Source organism: Collinsella aerofaciens ATCC 25986 (assembly GCF_010509075.1).
Lineage (GTDB): Bacteria > Actinomycetota > Coriobacteriia > Coriobacteriales > Coriobacteriaceae > Collinsella > Collinsella aerofaciens.
The window spans coordinates 1708545-1728690 of the sequence record NZ_CP048433.1; the positions used below are offsets into that span (position 1 = coordinate 1708545).

Annotated in this window: 14 protein-coding genes and 1 tRNA gene; 4 read left to right on the forward strand and 11 right to left on the reverse strand. The window is 57.9% G+C overall.

Features of this window, described 5'->3' with window-relative positions; translation table 11 throughout:
- Window positions 1-118: 118 nt before the first annotated feature.
- The 4 genes from GXM19_RS07715 to GXM19_RS07730 all read right to left on the reverse strand — a co-directional run bounded on the left by GXM19_RS07715 (window position 119) and on the right by GXM19_RS07730 (window position 3566).
- Entirely contained in the window at window positions 119-1330 is a 1212-nt protein-coding gene (locus GXM19_RS07715) for a twin-arginine translocation signal domain-containing protein (RefSeq protein WP_006236207.1), read from the reverse strand.
- Entirely contained in the window at window positions 1330-1593 is a 264-nt protein-coding gene (locus GXM19_RS07720; RefSeq protein ID WP_006236206.1) for a TIGR03905 family TSCPD domain-containing protein, read from the reverse strand. Before GXM19_RS07720 ends, GXM19_RS07715 begins: the two co-directional genes overlap by 1 nt.
- A 128-nt stretch (window positions 1594-1721) precedes the next feature.
- Window positions 1722-3068, reverse strand: coding sequence for an adenylosuccinate lyase (gene purB, locus GXM19_RS07725; protein ID WP_006236205.1), 1347 nt, complete (start codon window positions 3066-3068; stop codon window positions 1722-1724).
- A 423-nt stretch (window positions 3069-3491) separates the two neighbouring features.
- A tRNA-Gly gene (locus GXM19_RS07730) sits at window positions 3492-3566 on the reverse strand.
- Between the two features lie 297 nt (window positions 3567-3863).
- Here GXM19_RS07730 and GXM19_RS07735 point away from each other — a divergent pair.
- Window positions 3864-7295 (forward strand): SpaA isopeptide-forming pilin-related protein, encoded by a 3432-nt coding sequence (locus GXM19_RS07735; RefSeq protein WP_006236204.1) that lies wholly within the window; start codon window positions 3864-3866, stop codon window positions 7293-7295.
- A 66-nt stretch (window positions 7296-7361) separates the two neighbouring features.
- On the opposite strand, the gene GXM19_RS07740 is transcribed toward GXM19_RS07735, so the two are convergent.
- Both GXM19_RS07740 and GXM19_RS07745 read right to left on the reverse strand, forming a co-directional pair.
- A complete protein-coding gene (locus tag GXM19_RS07740; protein WP_022094153.1) occupies window positions 7362-7580 on the reverse strand; it encodes a hypothetical protein in 219 nt (72 codons plus the stop codon).
- 21 nt (window positions 7581-7601) lie between these two features.
- Window positions 7602-10772 carry a hypothetical protein gene (locus tag GXM19_RS07745; protein WP_006236203.1) on the reverse strand — a complete coding sequence of 1057 codons (3171 nt, stop codon included), beginning with the start codon at window positions 10770-10772 and terminating at the stop codon, window positions 7602-7604.
- A gap of 198 nt (window positions 10773-10970) precedes the next feature.
- On the opposite strand from GXM19_RS07745, the gene GXM19_RS07750 reads away from it, so the two are divergent.
- Together GXM19_RS07750 and GXM19_RS07755 are read left to right on the forward strand one after the other, a co-directional pair.
- Window positions 10971-11993, forward strand: a complete 1023-nt coding sequence (locus GXM19_RS07750; protein ID WP_006236202.1) for a helix-turn-helix transcriptional regulator — start codon at window positions 10971-10973, stop codon at window positions 11991-11993.
- Complete coding sequence (locus GXM19_RS07755) at window positions 11980-12897, forward strand: helix-turn-helix transcriptional regulator (RefSeq protein WP_006236201.1); 918 nt, start codon at window positions 11980-11982, stop codon at window positions 12895-12897. The genes GXM19_RS07750 and GXM19_RS07755 overlap by 14 nt, the downstream gene beginning before the upstream one ends.
- Here the strand turns inward: GXM19_RS07755 and GXM19_RS07760 are convergent.
- Window positions 12894-15788 carry a helicase C-terminal domain-containing protein gene (locus GXM19_RS07760; protein WP_006236200.1) on the reverse strand — a complete coding sequence of 965 codons (2895 nt, stop codon included), beginning with the start codon at window positions 15786-15788 and terminating at the stop codon, window positions 12894-12896. The genes GXM19_RS07755 and GXM19_RS07760 overlap by 4 nt on opposite strands.
- Window positions 15782-16747, reverse strand: a complete 966-nt coding sequence (locus tag GXM19_RS07765) for a D-alanine--D-alanine ligase family protein (protein ID WP_006236199.1) — start codon at window positions 16745-16747, stop codon at window positions 15782-15784. The genes GXM19_RS07760 and GXM19_RS07765 overlap by 7 nt, the downstream gene beginning before the upstream one ends.
- A gap of 85 nt (window positions 16748-16832) precedes the next feature.
- Here GXM19_RS07765 and rlmN point away from each other — a divergent pair, with 85 nt between their 5' ends.
- Window positions 16833-17885, forward strand: coding sequence for a dual-specificity RNA methyltransferase RlmN (rlmN, locus tag GXM19_RS07770; protein ID WP_006236198.1), 1053 nt, complete (start codon window positions 16833-16835; stop codon window positions 17883-17885).
- 199 nt (window positions 17886-18084) lie between these two features.
- Here rlmN and GXM19_RS07775 read toward each other — a convergent pair whose 3' ends face one another.
- From GXM19_RS07775 to GXM19_RS07785, 3 genes are read right to left on the reverse strand one after another with little or no spacing between them, the layout of a single operon-like run.
- The gene (locus tag GXM19_RS07775; RefSeq protein WP_006236197.1) at window positions 18085-18339 is read right to left on the reverse strand and encodes a hypothetical protein; all 255 of its coding nucleotides are present in this window, start codon (window positions 18337-18339) and stop codon (window positions 18085-18087) included.
- On the reverse strand, window positions 18329-19234 hold the full coding sequence (locus GXM19_RS07780) for a ParB/RepB/Spo0J family partition protein (protein ID WP_172544928.1): 906 nt from the start codon (window positions 19232-19234) through the stop codon (window positions 18329-18331). Before GXM19_RS07780 ends, GXM19_RS07775 begins: the two co-directional genes overlap by 11 nt.
- The gene (locus GXM19_RS07785) at window positions 19227-20027 is read right to left on the reverse strand and encodes a ParA family protein (RefSeq protein ID WP_022093800.1); all 801 of its coding nucleotides are present in this window, start codon (window positions 20025-20027) and stop codon (window positions 19227-19229) included. Before GXM19_RS07785 ends, GXM19_RS07780 begins: the two co-directional genes overlap by 8 nt.
- Between the last annotated feature and the right edge of the window lie 119 nt (window positions 20028-20146).

Here is a 20146-nt window from a genome sequence, read left to right on the forward strand (position 1 = left end):
GCCCATTTTAACGCACCTGAGCCCGCCGGATGCCGCTATGACGCGGCAGCTCGGCGGGCGGTACTCACAATTACAACGCGTTTATTCCCCTGTTGGCGCCTTTTTAACCCCTCTAAGCTTAAAGAGAGAATAGGCGTGCAGTGACCGTCTCTGGTATACCCTGGCTGTTACGCACCGTGGCGTACGTAAGGAATGAGTCCGATTTTCCCGCCGTAGCTGGATAATCGCCATACTCCAAAGCGCGGTCGGGCGACAGCAGCGAGCCATAGGTCTTGGTAGAGGTGTCGATCAGAAAATGCGACGCCTGTACCTTAACAAGGTATTTATTCTTCTTGCCAGCCGCACATGCGAGCGGCTCGCGTGACAGAAAGAGGTACGGCCCTCCCTCATTACCGATATACGTGCCCATATTGCCCAGGCTGCCCACGCCACTATAGGCCGCCTCGATAGAAAACACGAAGGTATCGCCCATATATACGGCCTCGAAAGGCGAGACTGACGAGGGAAGGACTAGCTGGGCACGCTTGGTGTTGTTGCCGTCGGTCAGATCGATTGCCGTTATGCCGTAGTAGACGCCCTCGTCGTTGCGGACACGCGGCGAGATGGTCAAAATGCCGTCGCTCGCGCGCGGGGCCGATGCAAAGCGGCCCGTCGATTTCCAAATTGTCTCGGCCTTGGATTCATCAAGCGAGCGACGATAGCAAAACGAATCACTACTCGTTTTATTGCCGCCTGCCGAAGGCATTTTATACCAGATGACCGATGACCCGAACGCCGTAAACAGGGGCGGATCATAGTCCTTGCCACCTCGATCGAGCTCAACCACGTCGCCAGAGAGCGAAGCGCCCGACAGATTTTGAGCGTAGAGCTTCCACGATGAATTGGCAAAGTTCATCTCAACCCACGCGAATACGCCGTCGCCGGCACGGACATCGTAGAATGCATATCCCGTGCCCTCGATAGGATCCTCGATTAATGTGGTAAGCGAGCCATCACCCAGGTTGAGCACACCGAGTGTGTTGGCGTGCAGCGCCGATGCGGGCGCCATCATCGCCGCGGCGTAATCGCCGTCGCAGTAGTACAGCAGCGTACCCAGAGGCAGCGTCCACGACGCCGCCGGCTCAAGATCGATGTCGACTGCCTCGTACTCATCCGTAATCGAGATGATCTTGGAATCGTCCTTGATAACCTGCGGCTCGCCGGCGGCATCATCGCTGGTGCCCGTTTTTTTCGAGCATCCGGCAAGCACCGTGGCAGCGCCCGCGGCAGCCCCACCGAGTACAAAGCCGCGACGCGATATTCCGTTCTTGATGTGATCGGCGATACCCATTAGGCGATCTCGGTGCGAGCGGCCTCGATAGCGCGTGTAAGCTGGTCGGCGCAGGAGGTCTTTTTCATACCGCAGGTATTACCGGCGAGAACCTCGATTACGCGATCGGCAGGAGCGCCCTCGACCAGCTTGGAGATAGCCTTGAGATTGCCGTCGCAGCCGCCGGTAAACTCAACGCCCATCACCTTGTTGCCGTCATCGGAAAGATCAAGGTGAATATTGCGAGCACACACGCCCTGAGGCTTGTAATCAAACGAAATCATGCGATCCCCTCTCAGAATGTTATTCGAGACGACTATTATCCCCGTCTTTCCCTAAATGCAACGAGGCGCTTTGCCGGCAACACACATTACCAGCAAAGCGCCCTAAAAAGCTAACGTTATGCCCGAACCTACTCGAAGCTCAGCTGCTCCAGACGATCAAAGACCGTGTCGATACGGGTGAGGAAGTCCCACGGATCAAAGATCTCGTCGAGCTTCTCCTGACTGACGGTGCAGCGCGGGTCGGCCTCGAGACGCTCCTTAAAGGTGGGGCCGGAGACACAATCCTGTACCTCGTGCCAAGTTGCCATGGCGTTCTCCTGCACAATGGCGTACGCGTCCTCGCGGGTGATGCCCGTGTCGACGAGGGCGAGCAGCACCTTGGAGGAGAAGATGAGGCCGCGGGTCTTATTGAGGTTGGCCATCATGCGGGCAGGGTACAGCTGCAGGCCGTCGATAACGCGGATGAGGCACTGGAACATGTGGTCGAGGGCGATGAAGCTATCGGCCTGGGCGACGCGCTCGGCAGAGGAGTGCGAAATGTCACGCTCGTGCCACAGGGCGACGTTATCGAAGGCAACCTGGGCGTTGGACTTCACGACGCGCGACAGACCGCAGACTTTCTCCATGGTGATGGGGTTGCGCTTGTGCGGCATGGCTGAGCTGCCCTTTTGGCCCTTACGGAACGGCTCCTCGGCCTCGAGCGTATCAGTCTTCTGCAGATTGCGGACCTCGGTAGCGATGCGCTCGCAGGTGGCTGCGGTGGTGGCGAGAACGCCGGCGAGATAGGCGTGATGGTCGCGGCTGATAACCTGCGTGGACAGCGGGTCGTGAACCAGGCCCAGGTGCTCGCAGACATACTCCTCGACGAACGGCTCGATGGAGCTGTACGTGCCGACAGCGCCCGAGATGGCACCAAAGGCAACATTCTTGCGGGCGTCCTCAAGACGATCCAGATCGCGCTTGAGCTCCCAGGCCCAAGAGCCAAACTTCATGCCGAAGGTCATCGGCTCGGCGTGGATGCCATGAGTGCGGCCGGCACAGAGCGTGTTGCGCTCCTCGAAGGCGCGACGCTTGCAGATCTCGCCGAGCTTCTTGACATCCTCGACGATCAGGTCGCAGGCCTGGGTGAGCTGGTAGCACAGGGCCGTGTCACCCAGATCGGAGCTGGTCATGCCATAGTGAACCCAGCGGCTGGGCTTGGGGTCGCCCTCGGGAACATCGGCATCGATGTATTCCTTCATGTTGGTCAGGAAGGCAATGACGTCGTGGCGCGTGACTTCCTCGATCTCATCGACCTTCGCCTTCTCAAAGTTGGCATGGTCGCGGATCCACTGGGCCTCGTCTTTGGAAATACCGATCTTGCCGAGCTCCGCCTGGGCCTCGCAGGCCAGAACCTCGATCTCCTGCCAAATGGCGTACTTGTTCTCGAGGGAGAAGATGTGTCCCATCTCCGGGCGGGTATAGCGATCGATCATAGCGGCTCCTTTTTGGTTATTGGCACGTTGGTCGTAACCCAACCATTGTACCGTGCGCAGGTGCAAGTATGGGCAGTAGGCATTAACCTAACATTTTGGAATTGGAGCGGGCAACGGGACGTCCGCGCGCCCGCGTCGCGGACGCGCACCGGCTGCGGCGATCTCCTCGGATTCACGGAGACGATGGGGAAAACTTTGTTGAATTGGCCGTCCCGAGTTCTCCCGCGCTCGGTGGAGCGGGCAACGGGACGTCCGCGTATTTGCTTCGCAAATCCGCACCGGCTGCGGCCGCCTATCGGCGACCTTGCCTGCTCGCTATAAACGCTTCGCGTTTATTTAACGCTCGCACCCTGTCGGGTTCGAGTCCCGGCACTTTATTGAAAAAGGCACGGTAACGAAACGTTACCGTGCCTGAAATTCGAATGGAGCGGGCAACGGGACTCGAACCCGCGAGTGTCAGCTTGGGAAGCTGATGCCTTACCACTTGGCGATGCCCGCATATGTGGGGGATAGTATAACGCGGTTGTCTTGTTCGATACAAGGGTGGCGATGCTTGTTTTAGCTGTGGAGATTCGTTTGAAAATCGCGTCAATTGTGGAGACGAGGACCTATGGCTTCCTGTTCCCCTTATCTTCTACCTGCGCTTTTGCTTGATTGTTGTATTTGAGCTCAATTTGTCAGGAATTGGGCAAGCTTTTGGTCAGGCTCCGGTACTTACCCGCATGAACCTCGGGGGTAGCCTCATCCTACGCGTCGCAGCCTCCCCGTGCGGCGCACGAGGGATAAGGAGCAGCCATGTCCAACGCACCCACGCACTCTGTCCACAGCGCAATCGCAACAGGTCCGCTGCTCCTGCTCCTCTTCCTGCTTTTCGGCTGCCTGGCACCGGGAGCCGCATTTGCCGTCGATGGCTACGACCAGCTCGGCTTCCGCACTATTAGCGATGATTGTGGGCCCTTCTTCATCGGCAAGTATGAAGCTCAAGACACCTCGATTGCCTACTGCATGAACCAGGAGCGCCCCGGCCCCACCAAACCGGGTGGCCCATGGCTCAACTTTGATCAAGGCTGGGTGTGGCTCGACGACGAGTTCGCGGCAATCGTTTGTCACGGATATCCCACCACCACGTCGTTTGACGGTTACCATCTTTCACCCGATCGCGCCCGCGCCGCCACCCAGCTTGCCGTATGGATGCTCAACGGCACTACCCATGTCGACGGCACCTACTCCTACACGACCGCTCAGGGTAAAACCAAGAGCGGACACTTTACCGCCGACAATGAAGTCGTGGCGGCTGCGCGGTGGCTCCACGACAGCGCAAAATCAGGAAGCATCAAAGCCGCTCCGCACCGCGCGCGACGCTATCTAGGGGCCGTATCGGGCGGCAGCAAACGTCAAGACATGCTCTATGTACTGCCGGCGGTCTCTGTTTCCTTCCAAAAGCAGTCTGCTAACACCGTTATTACCAGCGGAAACAATACCTATCAGTTTACCGGGGCAACATTCGATATTTTTGAGAGCGCCAGCGGCGCGCGTGTCGGCACCATCAAGATGGACAGCAACGGTCGAGCGCAAGCAACACTTCTGCCCAACACGGCATACTACCTAGTTGAAACGAAGGCGCCGGCCGGCTATGTCCCCCGCCACGATCGTATTGCCTTTACCACGGGGAATGACGGCGGGCGGGTCGTCATTGATGAACAGCCCGGCACCATCAACCTGCGTATCGTAAAACTCGATGCCGCGACGAATGCCGGCCCCCAGGTGGGATCTTCACTCGCAGGAGCAGAGTTCACGTGTGTGTCGCAATCAACCCCTGGATGGGCACAAATCCTCACGACCGACGAAAGCGGTCGGGCCGCCCTCGCCGATGTCCCCTTAGGAACCTTTACCATCTACGAATCAAAAGCCCCCGAGGGCTACCTGCCATCCAACGACAGCTGGACCTATACCGTTGGAGCCGACCAGCTCGGCGATTCAGGCGTGGTCGAGATCGAATCTCGCGTTTCCGATATCCCCATTGCGTTTAACCTTGAGATTTCCAAATTCAAGGATTACGGCAATAGCGACCAATCCGGCCTGGAGCAGCCGGCGGGTGGTGTTGTCTTTGAGGTTGTCAGCAACAGCTCTCAGCAGGTTGTTGGCACACTGATCACAAACATCTATGGCTTTGCCTCCACCAAAGATCAGCCCGAAGCATGGTTCGGCGCAGGCAAGCGACCCGCCGGTGTCCACGGAGCCGTCCCATACGACCGTGCCGGCTACACGGTTCGCGAGGTTCCGGAAACCGTCCCCGAGGGTTTTAAACGTGCAGGGGAATGGACCGTCGGGGCCAATCAGATTTCCGACGACGCCGAGCTTCAATATATCGTGGACAACCACGCTCTGTCGACGCATCTCCAGATTGTAAAACGCGATGCCCAAACAGGCGCTTCTGTTCCCCTAGCCGGATTCACCTTCCAACTCCTCGACAGCAATCACGAACCTGTCTCACAAACTTGCTGGTATCCAGCACATAACGTAATGGACACCTTTACGACTGACGCGACCGGGACCGTCACACTGCCCGAATCGCTCGTGCCGGGCACCTATTATGTACGCGAAACCTCGGCCAAAGAGCCCTATCTTGTCGGCGAAGAGATCGAGGTAAACATACCCGCCGACATGAACCTAACGCCCGTTGCAATCGCCTCGTATTATGACCACGCCGCGACCGGAAACATCAGGATCGTTAAAACCGATGCCATAGACGGCAGCAGCCTCGCGGGCGCCGTCTTTGAGATCCGTGCCTCGGGTGATATCGTGCGCCCCGACGGTAGCATTGCCGCGCTCGACGGTGAGACTGTCGCGACCGTCACGACGGATGAAACTGGAGAAGCACGCGCGGGCAACCTCCCACTGGGATCTGGCACCGCACGCTACGAGGTTGTCGAGACTCAAGCGCCGGCAGGCTTCTTGCTCGATCAGACAACCCATATTGTCGACCTTACTTATGCCGACCAGAAAACACCCGTTGTAGAAGCACGGCTTAACGTATCCGACGATTACACCAAGGTTGATATCTCCAAGGTCGATGCAAGCGGTGAGCAGGAAGTGGAAGGCGCACAGCTCGCCTTATATGGTCCCGATAAAACCGAAATAGACTCCTGGACCTCATCCGACAAGCCACACCGCGTCGAACATCTTGCACCCGGCACCTACTCGTTGCGCGAAATGATGTCTCCGCGGACCTATGACCTTGCCGAGGAGATAACGTTTGAAATAAAGGATACGGGAGAAGTCCAATCCGTCGCGATGAAGGATGCGCCCATCGAGATCAAGGGGCAGGTCGACAAGCGTCAGGAACTTGTCCAACCTATCGAAAAGGGCCTGTTGGCTAACGGCGATGGTAAAAACCGTGCCGCGATGCAAACCAATACGGATGGGCTTTTCTCCTATACCATCGACGCTCGAAACGATTCAACTACCTGGGTTGATGAGTTCACAATTACCGATGATCTTGAGTGTGCCGAGGACGATACGGCGAGATTCGTCTCAGTCGAAACCCCCGTCGCCATCGGCGACCTCAACGGTCTGTGCAACGTGTGGTATCGCACGACGCCGTTGGACTCGACAGACGTCGATGAACCGGCGAACGCGACACTTGACGATGGACACGAAAATCCTTGGCTTGAGTCCGACGAAGTAAAAGAGAGCCTTGGTGAGGACTGTCGCCTCGTCGATTACGACGGCTGGCGCCTCTGGAAGGCGGATGTCTCGACCACGGAATCCACCACACTCGAGGCGGAAGAGCTCGACCTTACACCCAATACCGTCGTAACGGGCATTCGAATTGAATACGGTGCGGTAGCCGCCGACTTTACGACTCGAAGCGATGCGGATTCTTGGACCCGCGATGATCTCAAAGATGAGCACGACGACCTTGACGATGCCAAAGCAATCCTTGGCACAGACGCTCGGGGCGCAATCGTGCACATGCAGGCGACGTCGGCTTATACGCCCCAAACCGCACTCACCAACAGCGCACGCGTCGATCTTTGCCGCAACGGCGGCGGCGATAAACTTGAGTCACATGACGAGGACCGTGTCATTCAACGCTGTACCCTACTGCAGGACCTACCGGCAACAGGATCAGTTCCCATCGCCGCTTGCATCACCGCGCTCCTGACCTCGGGTGCCGCAGCCCTATGGTTCGCTCGCCTTAGGTCGACCCCAAAGAAGCGCTAGCGCGATGAAAAAGCGGGCGAGCCAGTCCCCTGGCTCGCCCGCTTTCAATCATGTAAATCGCCGTATCTACTCTGCAGACGAAGATCCACCATCAACGATTGCCTGCTCGGACTCAGGAATCCCATCGGCACCCGTACTCTGTTCTTGCTCCACCTCTTCGCTGATTGCGGAGGCGGGGGTCGAGCCCTTTGCACCCACGATGTAGGCAGCCCCAAATCCTAACGCAATGGCAATCAAGGTCAAAATCACGTAGACAGGCCAATGGCGCTTAATATACGAAAACACGTTGACTCCTTAGAGCTCCGTCTACGAACGGCGGATAACCTCGGTCACGACCTCGGATACCGTGGCAATGTTCGTCGGGTTGACATTGTGGGGCAGGTCGTCCTCGGTACGAGCGCAAGCCAGACGCGTGCCGTCCACGCCGGCGATGGTGAGGGCTCGGCGGCTCGCCTCGAGCGCGGCATAGGCATCGGTCTTGGCATAGGGCATCTCGAGCGCGCCACAATCGACATGGAACGACTTGCACACCTTGCTGACCAGGTTCATGATGCGGCGATCGCCCTTGAGCAGCTGCTGTTCGCCCTCGACCGTCACCACCGAAAGCCTACCGGCGCCGACGGATTCAAGATTGATAAAGAATACGCCGCGGAGCTTATCGCGATGCGAAGCCAAGAAGGCCTTCATGCCGGCGCCATCACAATCCGAGGCGCCCGTTGCCACAAACCAGATATCGTGACCGAGCAGCTCATCATCGCCCATAGAGGCGACAGCCGAGAGCATATCTTCGGAAGAAGCGCCATCGGAAGACGTAGCGCCACCCTTCCAGCCATCGTTATCGTCCTCGAAGTTATCCCACGAACCGATGCCGCGACCGGACTTTTTGGCATCGTAATCGTCTTCGACGCCCAGCCAGTCACTCATGCTGTCCTGCTCGTTTTTCTTTTTACGACCGAACAGGCCACCCAGGCCGCGCTTGCGAGACTTGGGTGCCGCCGGGGCGGGAGCCGAAATGGTCTCGATCGGCTGCGCGCCCGACGCAACGGGCATAGGAGGCGCAACGGGTGCCGATGTGGGTTCGGGACCCTGGGCAGTAGCAAAGGGGTCGTTGACCTGGGCAGAGGGATCGGGAAGGTCGAACAGCGACGTGCGAGACGCAACGTTTGCCTGCTTCATAGACGGCAGCGACGGATCGGGGACCGAAGCCAGCGGAGACGAGGAAGGTGCAGGCGACGGTGCCGACGCCGGATCGGGAACATTCATCTGCGGACGCGGCGATGCCTGGGAGGAAATCTGGGCCATAAGGGAATCGACTGTTTCGTCCTGGGTGGGAGCAACATCGGCAACCGTGGCACCGGAACCGCTCGGGGTCGGCATGGTGAAAATCTGCGTGGAGTAAGGCCTCGACTCATCCGTCTCGGGAGTCTCGGAAACCGCAGACACTTCCTCCTGCTCGACCTCGGTCGAATCATCTTGCTCGGCTGCCGCGTACTGCTCTTCGTCAGAGTTGGCCTCGACGGGCTCGTCCTCGGCAGCATCCTGAATTTCGGCAGCATCAATGGGCTCGTCATCGTCCACCGCGTCGCCCTGCTCATCGGACACAGGAAGGGGCTCGGCAATCGCGGTGCCCTGCTTTTCAAACGTTATCGTGGAATCGAACTGCGCGGCATCAAACGACATGGTGCTATCGACGTGCTGCTGAGCCTCGAAAGACGTTGTCGCCTCAACAACATCCGCGGACGTCGGTTGCTGGGACTCAAAGGACGTTGTAGCTTCGGCGGCGTCGACGGGCACGGACTGCATAGCCTCGTTCTGCTCGAACTCTTGCGCCGCGCGCTCACGTGCCGCCTCGGCTGCCTGCTGCTGAGCGATAGCCTCCTGCTCGGCAGCCTCGCGTGCGGCAGCGCGCTTCTCCTCGAAATCGTCGACAAATTTCTTGCCCTTTGCAAACGCACCCTTAAAGAAGTTGGAAGCGCTGGCGCCAATCGACGAGAACGCGGATGCAATGTCGGCATGCGGCGTTGCCGCGGGAATCTCGGCCGAGAAATCAGTATCGCTCTCGTAAGACACGCGCCTCGGTTGTTCAACGTAATCGTCGTCAGACTCGTCCGCAACGTCTTGCGCCGGCGCGGCGGGAGCCAAAATGTCCAATCCTGCCGCGGGATCGATCGCAGACACCGCCTCGGGCTCGGCAACGGCAGCGGTAACCGCGGCAGACTCATCATCCGCAGTGACAACGGGCGCAGGCTCGGGCTCAAACGTCGGCTCCTCGCCCTCCTCGTAATCGAGCGTGCAGGACTCGGGAAGCATTCCGAGCGCACGGATGGCATCCGAACCAAAGCGGATGTTGCCGGCGGCGTTGCGATAGAGCTTGGGCTCGGCCGCGGCAGGCTCCTCCGCCGGCTCAGCAGCGGGAACCTCGTCATTGAACTCTTCGGCCTGGACAGCCTGATTCTGATCCTCGGGCACGATGGCGCCAATCAGCGTCTCGTCGGCAGACGCACCCTCAAAGCCCTCGATCTGCTCGTCAAAAGCCTCGCCCTGTTCGGGCTCGGTTTGAGCGTCGGGAGCAATCGGCTGACCGAACTCGTCCTCGGCGTAGGTAGGCTCTTCGTACTCGATGGTGTTGCCGTAGTCGTTTTGCTGCTGGGCCGCGGCATACTCCGCCGCCGCGCGCGCCATTTCCTCGGCACGACGTTTCTGCTCCCCAAAATAGGTATCGAACGGAACATCGTCGGGAAACTCGTTCTCGCCCTGGAAGGGAGCAACGTTGTCCATAACACCGAGCATAGCGGCGACAGAAGACTTGTTGCACACCGCGCCGGACGTATAGGGAAGAATGTGGCGGTTAGAGATGATGTTTGCCGCGTTGGCAAGTGCAACGAGGGAAGCGAGGATCGCGACAATCCACAGCAGAACCTTGAGCGCGCCGGGGAGCGGCAGGATACGCAGGATGGCAACGGCAGCAGGGGCAATCGTGGCAACGGGCAACAGCTTGGCGATGAGCGCACGATACGAAGCATAGGGCTCGCGGGCGAGCAGCTCAGCACGGGGAGAGTCGTAGTGTGCAACAACGACCACCGGGCGGTTGCGCGGAGACGCGAGCGGGCCCGAGGCCTTGTGGTAGGCGATGACATTTTGGCTCACGCCCGTCTTGCCCAGGCGCGAAACCACGGGGTGGCCCGTGCGCTCGAGCACGTAAAGAACGGCGCCGACAATGGCCAGCAAGGTGCCGACCAAGCCGATACCGCCGCCGATGCCCATCAGCAGGGCGCCGGCAAACGCAAGAATACCGGTAACGGCAAATGCCAATCTACTGGGCGCCGGGGCATTGAACTCCTGAACCTCGGGGTCAAAGCCGTGGTTGCGGAAGATCTGAGCGATATCCTCGGCAGCCAAGCGCTCTTCTTCGCTGCATGCCGGCGTAATGCCGGTGTTCTGCAGCAGGTGGTTAATATAGTTCTGGGTGTTCGCCATGTGCGCTCCACATCCATAATCCGACAAATAGGCCCAATGCATGCACATTAGAACCGTATATAGTCGAAAGTATACCCCGAGCGAGCGCAAACGACCGAATTCGGGCCATCTTAACGCCTCGAGCGGACAAGGATATAGCCTAATCTCCATATCGGACTAAAATCATGGCAGCAAACCACCTTCTCATGCGAGGACTCTATGACGGCAAGCGACGCGACCGCGACAATTAAAAAGGGGAATTCGGAGCCCGGTTTCGATAAAACGGCTCAGCGCATCCTCAATCTTTTCTTTGTGCTCAACAGCTCCCCCGAACCGCTGACGACCGAGCAGATCGTCTTGGATTCTGACCTGGGATATGGCTCGGGCAATATCGACTCGGATAAGCGCAAGTTTCGGCGCGATCGTGACAAACTGCTCGAGCGTGGCATCTTAATCAAGGAGGTTCGCCCCGCCGGTGCGCAGGAGACCGAGGAAAGCTCGTGGACAATCGACCGCGAGCACACGTTTGCTGCAGGCGGCCTCATCACCGCAGACGACGCCGATATCCTACTCAACGCCATCGACCAGACGCTAGCGGCCGGCTCTTCCACCTTTGCCGCGCCGCTTGCCGATATTCGCTCCAAAATTGCCTACCTCACCGGCAGGACGACGGTGGACGAAGTACCGATCCGCCGCTCTCCCACCGTCGATGCGGTATGGAGTGCCTTTGCCGAGCGATGCGCGCTGCGATTTTTATATCAGAACGGACGCGGCGAGCAGAAAGAACGTACCGTCTGTGTCTACGGCATGTTCGAACGCGAGGGCGTGGCGTACTTCTGCGGCCTCGACAATGTCACCGACGACATCAGGACATTCCGCTGCGACCGTATCGTTCGCGCATGGCGTCCTTCGAAGGCCTACGCCATCCCTGCGGACTTCAATCTCAACGACTATCTGTTCTTTGAATTCGATTTCGCCGACCGACCGCCCGTTGCAGCCACGTTCTCGTTCGCCCCTCAGACGCAGATCGATATGATCAACGGCCTCACGCGCGGGCGAGGTGAGCTCACACACACCGATGCGGGATGGATCTGGACCGTTGACGTGCGCGACCTTGAAGCCGCCGCCTCATTTTGCATGGCCCACGCCATGGACGGCATGAGGCCCATGGCCCCCAAATCGCTCAAGCAGGCGTGGAACCACCTCATTGAAAGGACGGTGCACGAGTATGCCCGTGCGTAAACTCACCAGCGAGCAGAGACTCTCGCGCGGCATCGACATCATGGAGGCCCTCTACGCCGCCGGCGAGAGCGGCATGACACGAACCGAGATTTGCGGCCGCTTTGACATCACGGGAGTATCGCTCGACGAGATTCTCGAGATCGTCTCGACGCTCGCGGACCGAGAATCTGGTGCGCGCATCATCTGCGAATGCCACGGCGAGCGTGTGGTCCTCACTGGTGACGCCGGGCGTGTGCTACCGTTGCGCTTGAGTGCAGCCGAGGGCGCTGTGCTCAACCACGAACTTGAATCGTTGGGGATCGAGCCGCAGACGGCAGCTCGGATTCGACACGCCCTTCTACCCGAAGAGCTCGGCTATAACCAGCGCGTCTTTGACACCGTCAACCACGGGTCGCACTGGCAGCAGCTGAGCTGTGCCATTCAGGACGGCGTTCGCTGCCGCATCTCATATCGCTCGATGGACGATGCACGGCCACGCGAGCGTCTGGTCGACCCCTTGCGCATTACGGCAAACGGCGACCAAACATACCTGATTGCCTGGGACATCACAGTCGATGAGCAGCGCACCTATCGCATGGATAAAATCGAGGGACTCGCCTTGACGGAAGACTCCGTCGTGCCTCACACACCGGACGTCGCATCCCTCCACGATTCCCTTGCCCGGACGCAGCGCAGCGCAAAGCTCTTGATGCCATTCGATATGGCGGAGCATCTGGACTGGGCCGGCATCACCCTAATCGAGCGCGGCGGGGCAGACATGGCAACGGTAACTGTGCATTACGGCTCCGAGCGTTGGCTACTGAGCCAGGTAATCGAAGCGGGCGGAGCCATCCGCATCTTGGATGACCCCGCCCTGTCAAAGCGCCTGTTCGATATGGCAAAAACCCTCGTCTGTCCGCTTTAGCGCCGCCGCTCGTGGCGTGCGCGCCACAGTTGCAGATAGTGCCCGATCTGCGCCGATTCGATGCGCTGGTAGGAGCTCGTGGGCAGCGACGTTAAGAACTTCTTTCCGTAGCCCTTCGTCACCAGGCGCGGGTCGGCCAGAATCAGCACGCCGCAATCGGTCGACGAGCGGATAAGGCGGCCGGCCGCCTGCTTGACCTCGAGCACCGCCTCGGGCAGCGAATAGCGCGCCCAAGCGCGGTCTTCGCGCAGGTTGCGCTCGCACGAGAGCGGGTCCGTGGGACTCGAGAACGGCAGCTTGGGAATGATGACGCAGCGCAGCGTCTCGCCGCTGGCGTCGAACCCCTCCCAGAAGGCCTTAAGCGCAAAAAGCGATGAAGTCGGCTCGTTGATAAACCGATCGCGCAGGCGACGAGGAGATGAGTTGCGCTGCTGGCAGTTGAGCTCCAGACCCGCACGGGCCATCTTGGGCTCAACGCGGGCGTACAGGTCTTCCATGTCGCGCCGATTGGTGAACAGTGTGAGCACCGATCCGCCCATGGCAAGATGGGCGTCGAACAGCACGCGCTCGAGCGCCGTAAGATAGCTCTCGCGATCGCGCGGATCGGGGATATCGCCCGCAACGACTACAGCCATGTTCGAATCGAAGTCGTAGCTCGAGTCCAAGTGCAGCGATGAGGATGTTGAAGCGCCGATGCGATCGAGGCCGACCGCGTGGTTAAAGTGTTCGAAGCTTTTGGACACCGTCATGGTCGCCGAGGCAAAGATAGCCGTGTGAACCTCGGGCAGCCACTCGGTTGCCAAGGCCTCGCCAATGTCGATGCGCTCTGCGGTCATTGACTCTCCGCCGGCACGCAGCCTGCGATTGACCTGCAGCGAATACACGTAGTGTTCATCGGTGCCATCAATGATGAGTTTGAGGTTCTCGGCCAGCTCGTGCAGGCGGCGCGAGATATCACCCAGGTCGACAACAACCTCGGGCTTATCGGCGGCGACGGCTTGCACCAGCGCGTCGACGCTCTTGTCAGCCTGTTCCAATACGTCGATGGCAGCGTAGGCCGACGGTAAGAAATCATGCCAGTCGTCAGATTCGCGCAGCTCGGGGCCAATCCATAGATTGGCATTGTCATAACCCCCACGGGCACGGCGGCCGAGCTCGCGAACGCCATCGAACACGTCGGCGATTGCCATGCTCGCGCGCGCAACCGTCGACGTCGCCTTGGCAGTAAGGCCCAGATAGAGCGTAGAGCCCTCGGAGGTTGCCAAATCACGGGAGACCTGGCTTAGTGCACCGGTGCTCGAGCCACCCAGGCGCTCAAACAGAACGCGTGATTCGTCCGCCGACACCACGCGCGCCCACTGACGGCGCGCCTCGCGCTCGATGGAATGGGCCTCGTCGATTACCCAATGACGAATCGGAGGTAAAATCCTGCCCTCGGCCGCGACATTGCGGAACAGCAGGGAATGGTTGGTGACCACCACGTCGGCATGCGCTGCACGACGGCGAGCGCCGTGGACCAAACATTTATCAGGGAAAAACGGGCAGAGGCGACGAGCACACTCGCGCGAGGCCGTCGTAAAGTCGGGGCGGTTGACGCTGCGCCACCGAATGCCGAGCGAGTCGAGGTCGCCATCGGCTGATTGGCAGACGTACGCCATAATGACCGCGACCGCCGTGAGCGTGTCCGCCGGATCGCGCTTGGTGGTAATCTCGACCTGGCCGCGGCTCATGCGCTCAAGCTTGCGCAGGCATGGATAGTGGTCATACCCCTTGAGAGCGCAAAATGACAGACCACCGTCCAGTTGCTCGGCAAGTTTTGGCAGCTCATGGTACATGAGCTGGTCGGCAAGATTGTTCGATTTGGTCGCAATACCAACCGTGATGTTGTTACGGCGCGCTGCCTCGGCAAAAGGCACCAGATAGGCCATCGATTTGCCGACGCCCGTGCCCGCCTCAATTACACGATGAGTGCCCGTGACCAGCGCATCGCGGACCTCGAGCGCCATCGCGATCTGCTCATCACGCGGCTCGTAGGTGGGATACATGCGATTGACCAGGCCACCTGGCGCATAGTCTGCCTCAATCTCCTCACGACTCGGCATCTTGAGGACCGGCAGTTCGTCGGCGTCCACCCGATCGTCGGCGCGATCGGCCTTGAGAACGTCAGCACGAGCGGCGCTGAGAGAGAAGATAGAACCAGGGTTCTGCCCTGCCAAGAATGAGAAGATAGGACGATAGGACCAAGGCACATCCGGATGCATGTCGGCTAGGCGCGCCATGAGGCCCTGAGGCAAGTCGGTGAGCGCCACGAGCAACACGCGCCATACGCCACACAGGGCGTCGACGTCGGCATTGGCACGGTGTGATACCGAGTCACAGCCAAACAGATCGGCCATAAAAGACAACTTGTGCGATGCCAGGCGCGGAAGCGCGATGCGCGACAGCGCCAGCGAATCGATCCAGATATCGCTCACGTTGACGCCGCCTTTGACCGACTCGATAAACGAGCGGTCGAACGTGGCGTTATGTGCGATTACCGGGCAACCACCGACAAAATCGGCGAGAGCGGCTACGGCCTCAACGGCCGACGGGGCATCTGCCACATCGGCATTTGTAATGCTCGTGAGCTCGGTGATCTCGGCGGGAATCAGCTGCTTGGGATGCACGAAGGTATCGAAGCGGTCGACGACCTCGCGGCCCGAAAGACGGGCCGCCGAGATCTCGATCAGCTCATTGTCCTGCACCGAAAGACCTGTGGTCTCGGTATCGAGGACAATCACATCTTCCTCGATAAGGCCGAAGGACTGCGTTTTGGCGCGTTCGGCAAGCGTGGCATAGGAGTCGATGACAAACTGCGGCGTTCCTGACGAAACCGCGTCCTCGATTAGCATGCAATGCCCGCTCGACGAAGGCCCATACGAATCAGGCTGTCACAGACCTGCGGGAACGTCATGTCGTCGGTGTGGCGGATCTCGTCCGGATACAGCGACGTATCGGTCATGCCGGGAATGGTATTGGTCTCGAGGATAACGGGGCCGTCCTCACTCACGATAAAGTCGCTGCGCGAGATACCCAGGCAACCGAGGGCCTTGTGAGCAGCACAGGCAAGCTCCTGAGCGCGAGCGTAATTCTCGGGTGAAATCTGCGCCGGAATGCGATGGATGTCCGTAGGGTCGACATATTTCACGTCCAGATCGTAGAACTCGCAGTCCTCGGGTTTGCGAATCTCGACAATCGGCAGAGCGCGCACGTCGTCCTCGCCGTACACACCGACGGTGATCTCGGTACCCTCGATGCACTTCTCGACCAGCACTTTGTCGCCGTACGCAAACGCCTTGGCGATTGCCGCGGGCAGCTCGGAGGGCTCATGGACCAGGGAAATGCCATAGCTGGAACCGTTGACGGCCGGCTTCACAAAGCAGCGCTCGCCACAAACCTCGACGATATGATCGATATCGACTTCATCGCCCACCTCGAGCGCGAGGCCGGGGGCAATGGGAATGCCCGCCTTGGCGTACAGGAGCTTAGAGACCTCCTTGTCGGCACCGCAGGCGCTGGCAAGCACGCCCGAGGCCGTGTAGGGGATACCCAGGGTCTCCATGGCGCCCTGCATGGCGCCATCCTCGCCGCCGGCACCGTGCATGGCGATAAACGCCACGTCAAAGCCGCCGGTCGCCATGGTTACCATAAAATCATCGGCAGCCGTGTCGATCAGCTCCACCGAAGTGTAGCCGGCCTCCTTCAAGGCAACCACGACGTTCTTTCCCGAATTGAGCGAGATCTCGCGCTCAGCGGAATGACCGCCCGCCAAGACCGCTACGTGCATGTTCTCTAGGCTTTTACCCGGCATGGGCAGACTCCTCCTCTATAATTTCTGCAGCTGATACCATATTGTAGCGATACCCTCTACGTTTCCCCAAAATCGAAAGGCTTCCATGAATCCCAGGACTAAATCTCAGGACATTCGCGACTTGAGCCAAAACGATATTCGCGAGCTCGTGGCCGAGCTTGGCCAGCCCGCCTTCCGCGCGAAGCAGCTCATCGAATGGGTCTTTGAGAAGAACGTTTGTTCGTTTGACGATATGACCAACCTTCCCAAGGCTTTCCGCGAGCAGCTTAAAGAGGCTTTTGCCTTTGACACGCCGACTGAACTCACCAAGCAGGTTTCCAAAGATGGCTCTCGCAAGTATCTGCTCGAGTACCACGACGGCGTTTCCGTCGAGACCGTCGGCATGCCCCGTCGTAACAAGCTTTCCGTCTGCGTTTCCACCCAGGCAGGCTGTGGCATGGGCTGTGCCTTTTGCGCTACCGGTCTCAACGGCCTCAAGCGCTCTCTGACCGCTCAAGAGATCGTCGACCAGGTACTTCATGTATCCAACGACTTTGGCGAGCGCGCCACGAGCGTTGTCTTCATGGGCCAGGGCGAGCCGTTTGCCAACTACGACGAGGTTCTCAAGGCGCTGCGAATCCTCAACGACCCCGATGGCATCGGTATCGGCGCTCGTCACCTCACCGTCTCTACCAGCGGCGTTATTCCCGGTATTCGCAAATTTGCCGACATCCCCGAGCAGTTCACGCTTGCCGTTTCCCTGCATTCCGCCATCCAGTCGACGCGCAATAAGCTCATGCCCGGTGTTAAGAAGTACACGCTGTTTCGCCTTCACGAAGCGCTTCAGCTCTACACCGAGAAGACCGGCCGCCGCCCGACCTATGAGTATGCCATGATCGAAGGCGTCAACGATACGAATCCCGAAATGCAGGCGCTCTGCGACTTCTGCGAGGGAACGCTGTGCCACGTTAACCTCATTCAGCTTAACGACATCGAGGGTAGCCCGCTCAAGCCGTCGCCTATTCATAAGGTTGAGGATCTTCAGCGTCGTCTTGAGTCCCGTGGCATCGAGACCACGATTCGTAACTCCCGTGGTAACGATATTGACGCCGCTTGCGGACAGCTGAAGCAGCGCTTCAAAGTTCAGAAGAACGCATAGGGGAGTCGCATCCCAAAACGTTTCATGTGAAACATCGAACGACCCCGGTTACAGAATATGCAACCGGGGTCGTTTCATTTATTGACCTTAATTTTGAATCAGCTGCTACCTGTCCCATTTTTACGGCCAAAATAAGGGGGTCCTTGTCTCATGAATCAGACAAGGACCCCTCAAAATATGCTGAGTAATTGTTAGGTACCTAATAGCCTACATTTTCCCATTGGTTGCTGACCCAACCTTGATTAATCTTGGGATTCTTCGTTACCTGAGCAGTACGCATGGCAACATCTTCTGTCATAACATCCATTTTCTTTTTGGAAGTATCGACGATATCTTGCGCGCTACGAAGCAAACGACCTCGAAGTTCATCGTCTGTCGCGATCCTATAGCCAGCAAAGGCACCAGCCGCGACAGTCGTCACCAATGCAATCGCTGTTAAAATCTTATTCCTCATCTTGGCCTCCTTGATCAAACTGAATCATTTCGCCAAGAATACGAGAGAGCTCTTCCTCGTCTTTAAACTCAATCTCAATCTTATTCTTTCCACGCGAGCTCTTCACACGCACGTTGGTATTAAAAACCTGACGAAGCACGCGGGCAGCCTTTTTAAAAGACTGAGGCGTTGCAGGCCTCGGCGTCTTAGGTGTTTCTCCGGCAGAAAACAACGGAGCAAGATTTTCTGTCGCTCTTACGGAAAGGCCCTCTGTAACAACTTTCTCTGCAAGTCGAATACGCGCGTCCTCATAGGGAACTGCAAGAATCGCACGTGCATGACCAGCAGTAAGTTTGCCCTCAAAAATCATCTGCTGAACTACTTCGGGGAGATCGAGAAGACGCAGCGAGTTTGTAATTGCAGAGCGTGACTTGCTTACCGCCTTCGACAATGCCTCCTGGGTCATCCCGCTGGCATCAATGAGTTGGCGATAGCCCTTAGCCTCTTCGACGGGATTCAGATCAGAACGCTGAAGGTTTTCGATAAGAGCTAGAGCCAGCATCTCTTCATCATTTACCTCTTTAATGATGACTGGCAATTCTTCAAGGCCAGCAAGCTTTGACGCCTGGTAACGACGCTCACCAGCGATGATCTCATAGCCGTTTCCATGCTTGCGAACCAAAAGCGGCTGCAAAACGCCATGTTCTTGGATTGACTCGCTCAACTCGCGAAGTTCAGTTTCGTTAAAGTGAATTCGCGGCTGATTAGGGTTGGGAACGATATCCTCAATAGGTAGTTTTGTTTCAGATGCGGCATTTGAAGCCGATGCAGCCGAACCGCTGGTCTCATACTCGGCCTCTGAGACCAAAGCATTGAGTCCACGTCCCAATCCGCCACGTTTCTTTACACTAGGCACGCTTGATCACCTCTTTTGCAAGGTTCATATATGCTTTTGCACCCTTATTTTGAGGTGCATAGGTAATTACCGGTTCTCCAAAAGACGGAGCTTCGGAGATTTTAACCGTACGGGGGATTAGCGTCTTAAACGCCTTATCACCAAAGTACGATTGAACCTCCTCAACAACCTGATTCGATAGTGAAGTACGCGAGTCATACATGGTCATAAGCACTCCATAGGTGTCTAAGCCCTTGTTCAGACGTGATTTGACCATCTTCATTGACTCAAGCAGCTTTGTAACACCCTCGAGTGCATAATATTCGCACTGGATCGGAATCAAAACGCTGTCTGCTGCGGTCAAGGCGTTGATAGTAAGCAGGCCGAGCGAAGGAGGACAGTCAATGAAAATAAAATCGAACTCGTCCTGAATCGGCTCAAGCAAATCTTTGAGACGGGTTTCACGAGCAATTGCGCTTACGAGCTCAATTTCCGCGCCTGCAAGCTGAATTGTAGCCGGAATTACGAATACCTTTTTGCAATTTGTATCAAGAACAAGCGATTCTGCCGGCACATCATTCAACAATGCATCATAGATGCAGTGATCAAGGTCTTCTTTTTCAATTCCGAATCCACTGGTGCTGTTTCCCTGCGGATCAAAATCGACAATCAGTGTCTTACGACCCTGCTCACCCAGTGCTGCTGCAAGGTTTACAGCCGTCGTTGACTTACCGACGCCGCCTTTTTGATTGATGATTGCAATGATACGCGTGTCTTTTGCGCTCTTAGAACGCTTAACGTCGCGAAATCCCACGGTCCCTCCTGGTGTGTATTAAAGCTGTCAAACGGAGGATGTTTCACGTGAAACATTCCGAATCGATAGCAACTGCTATGTTTCACGTGAAACACTGCAAGCTGTTAGTATCCATTATG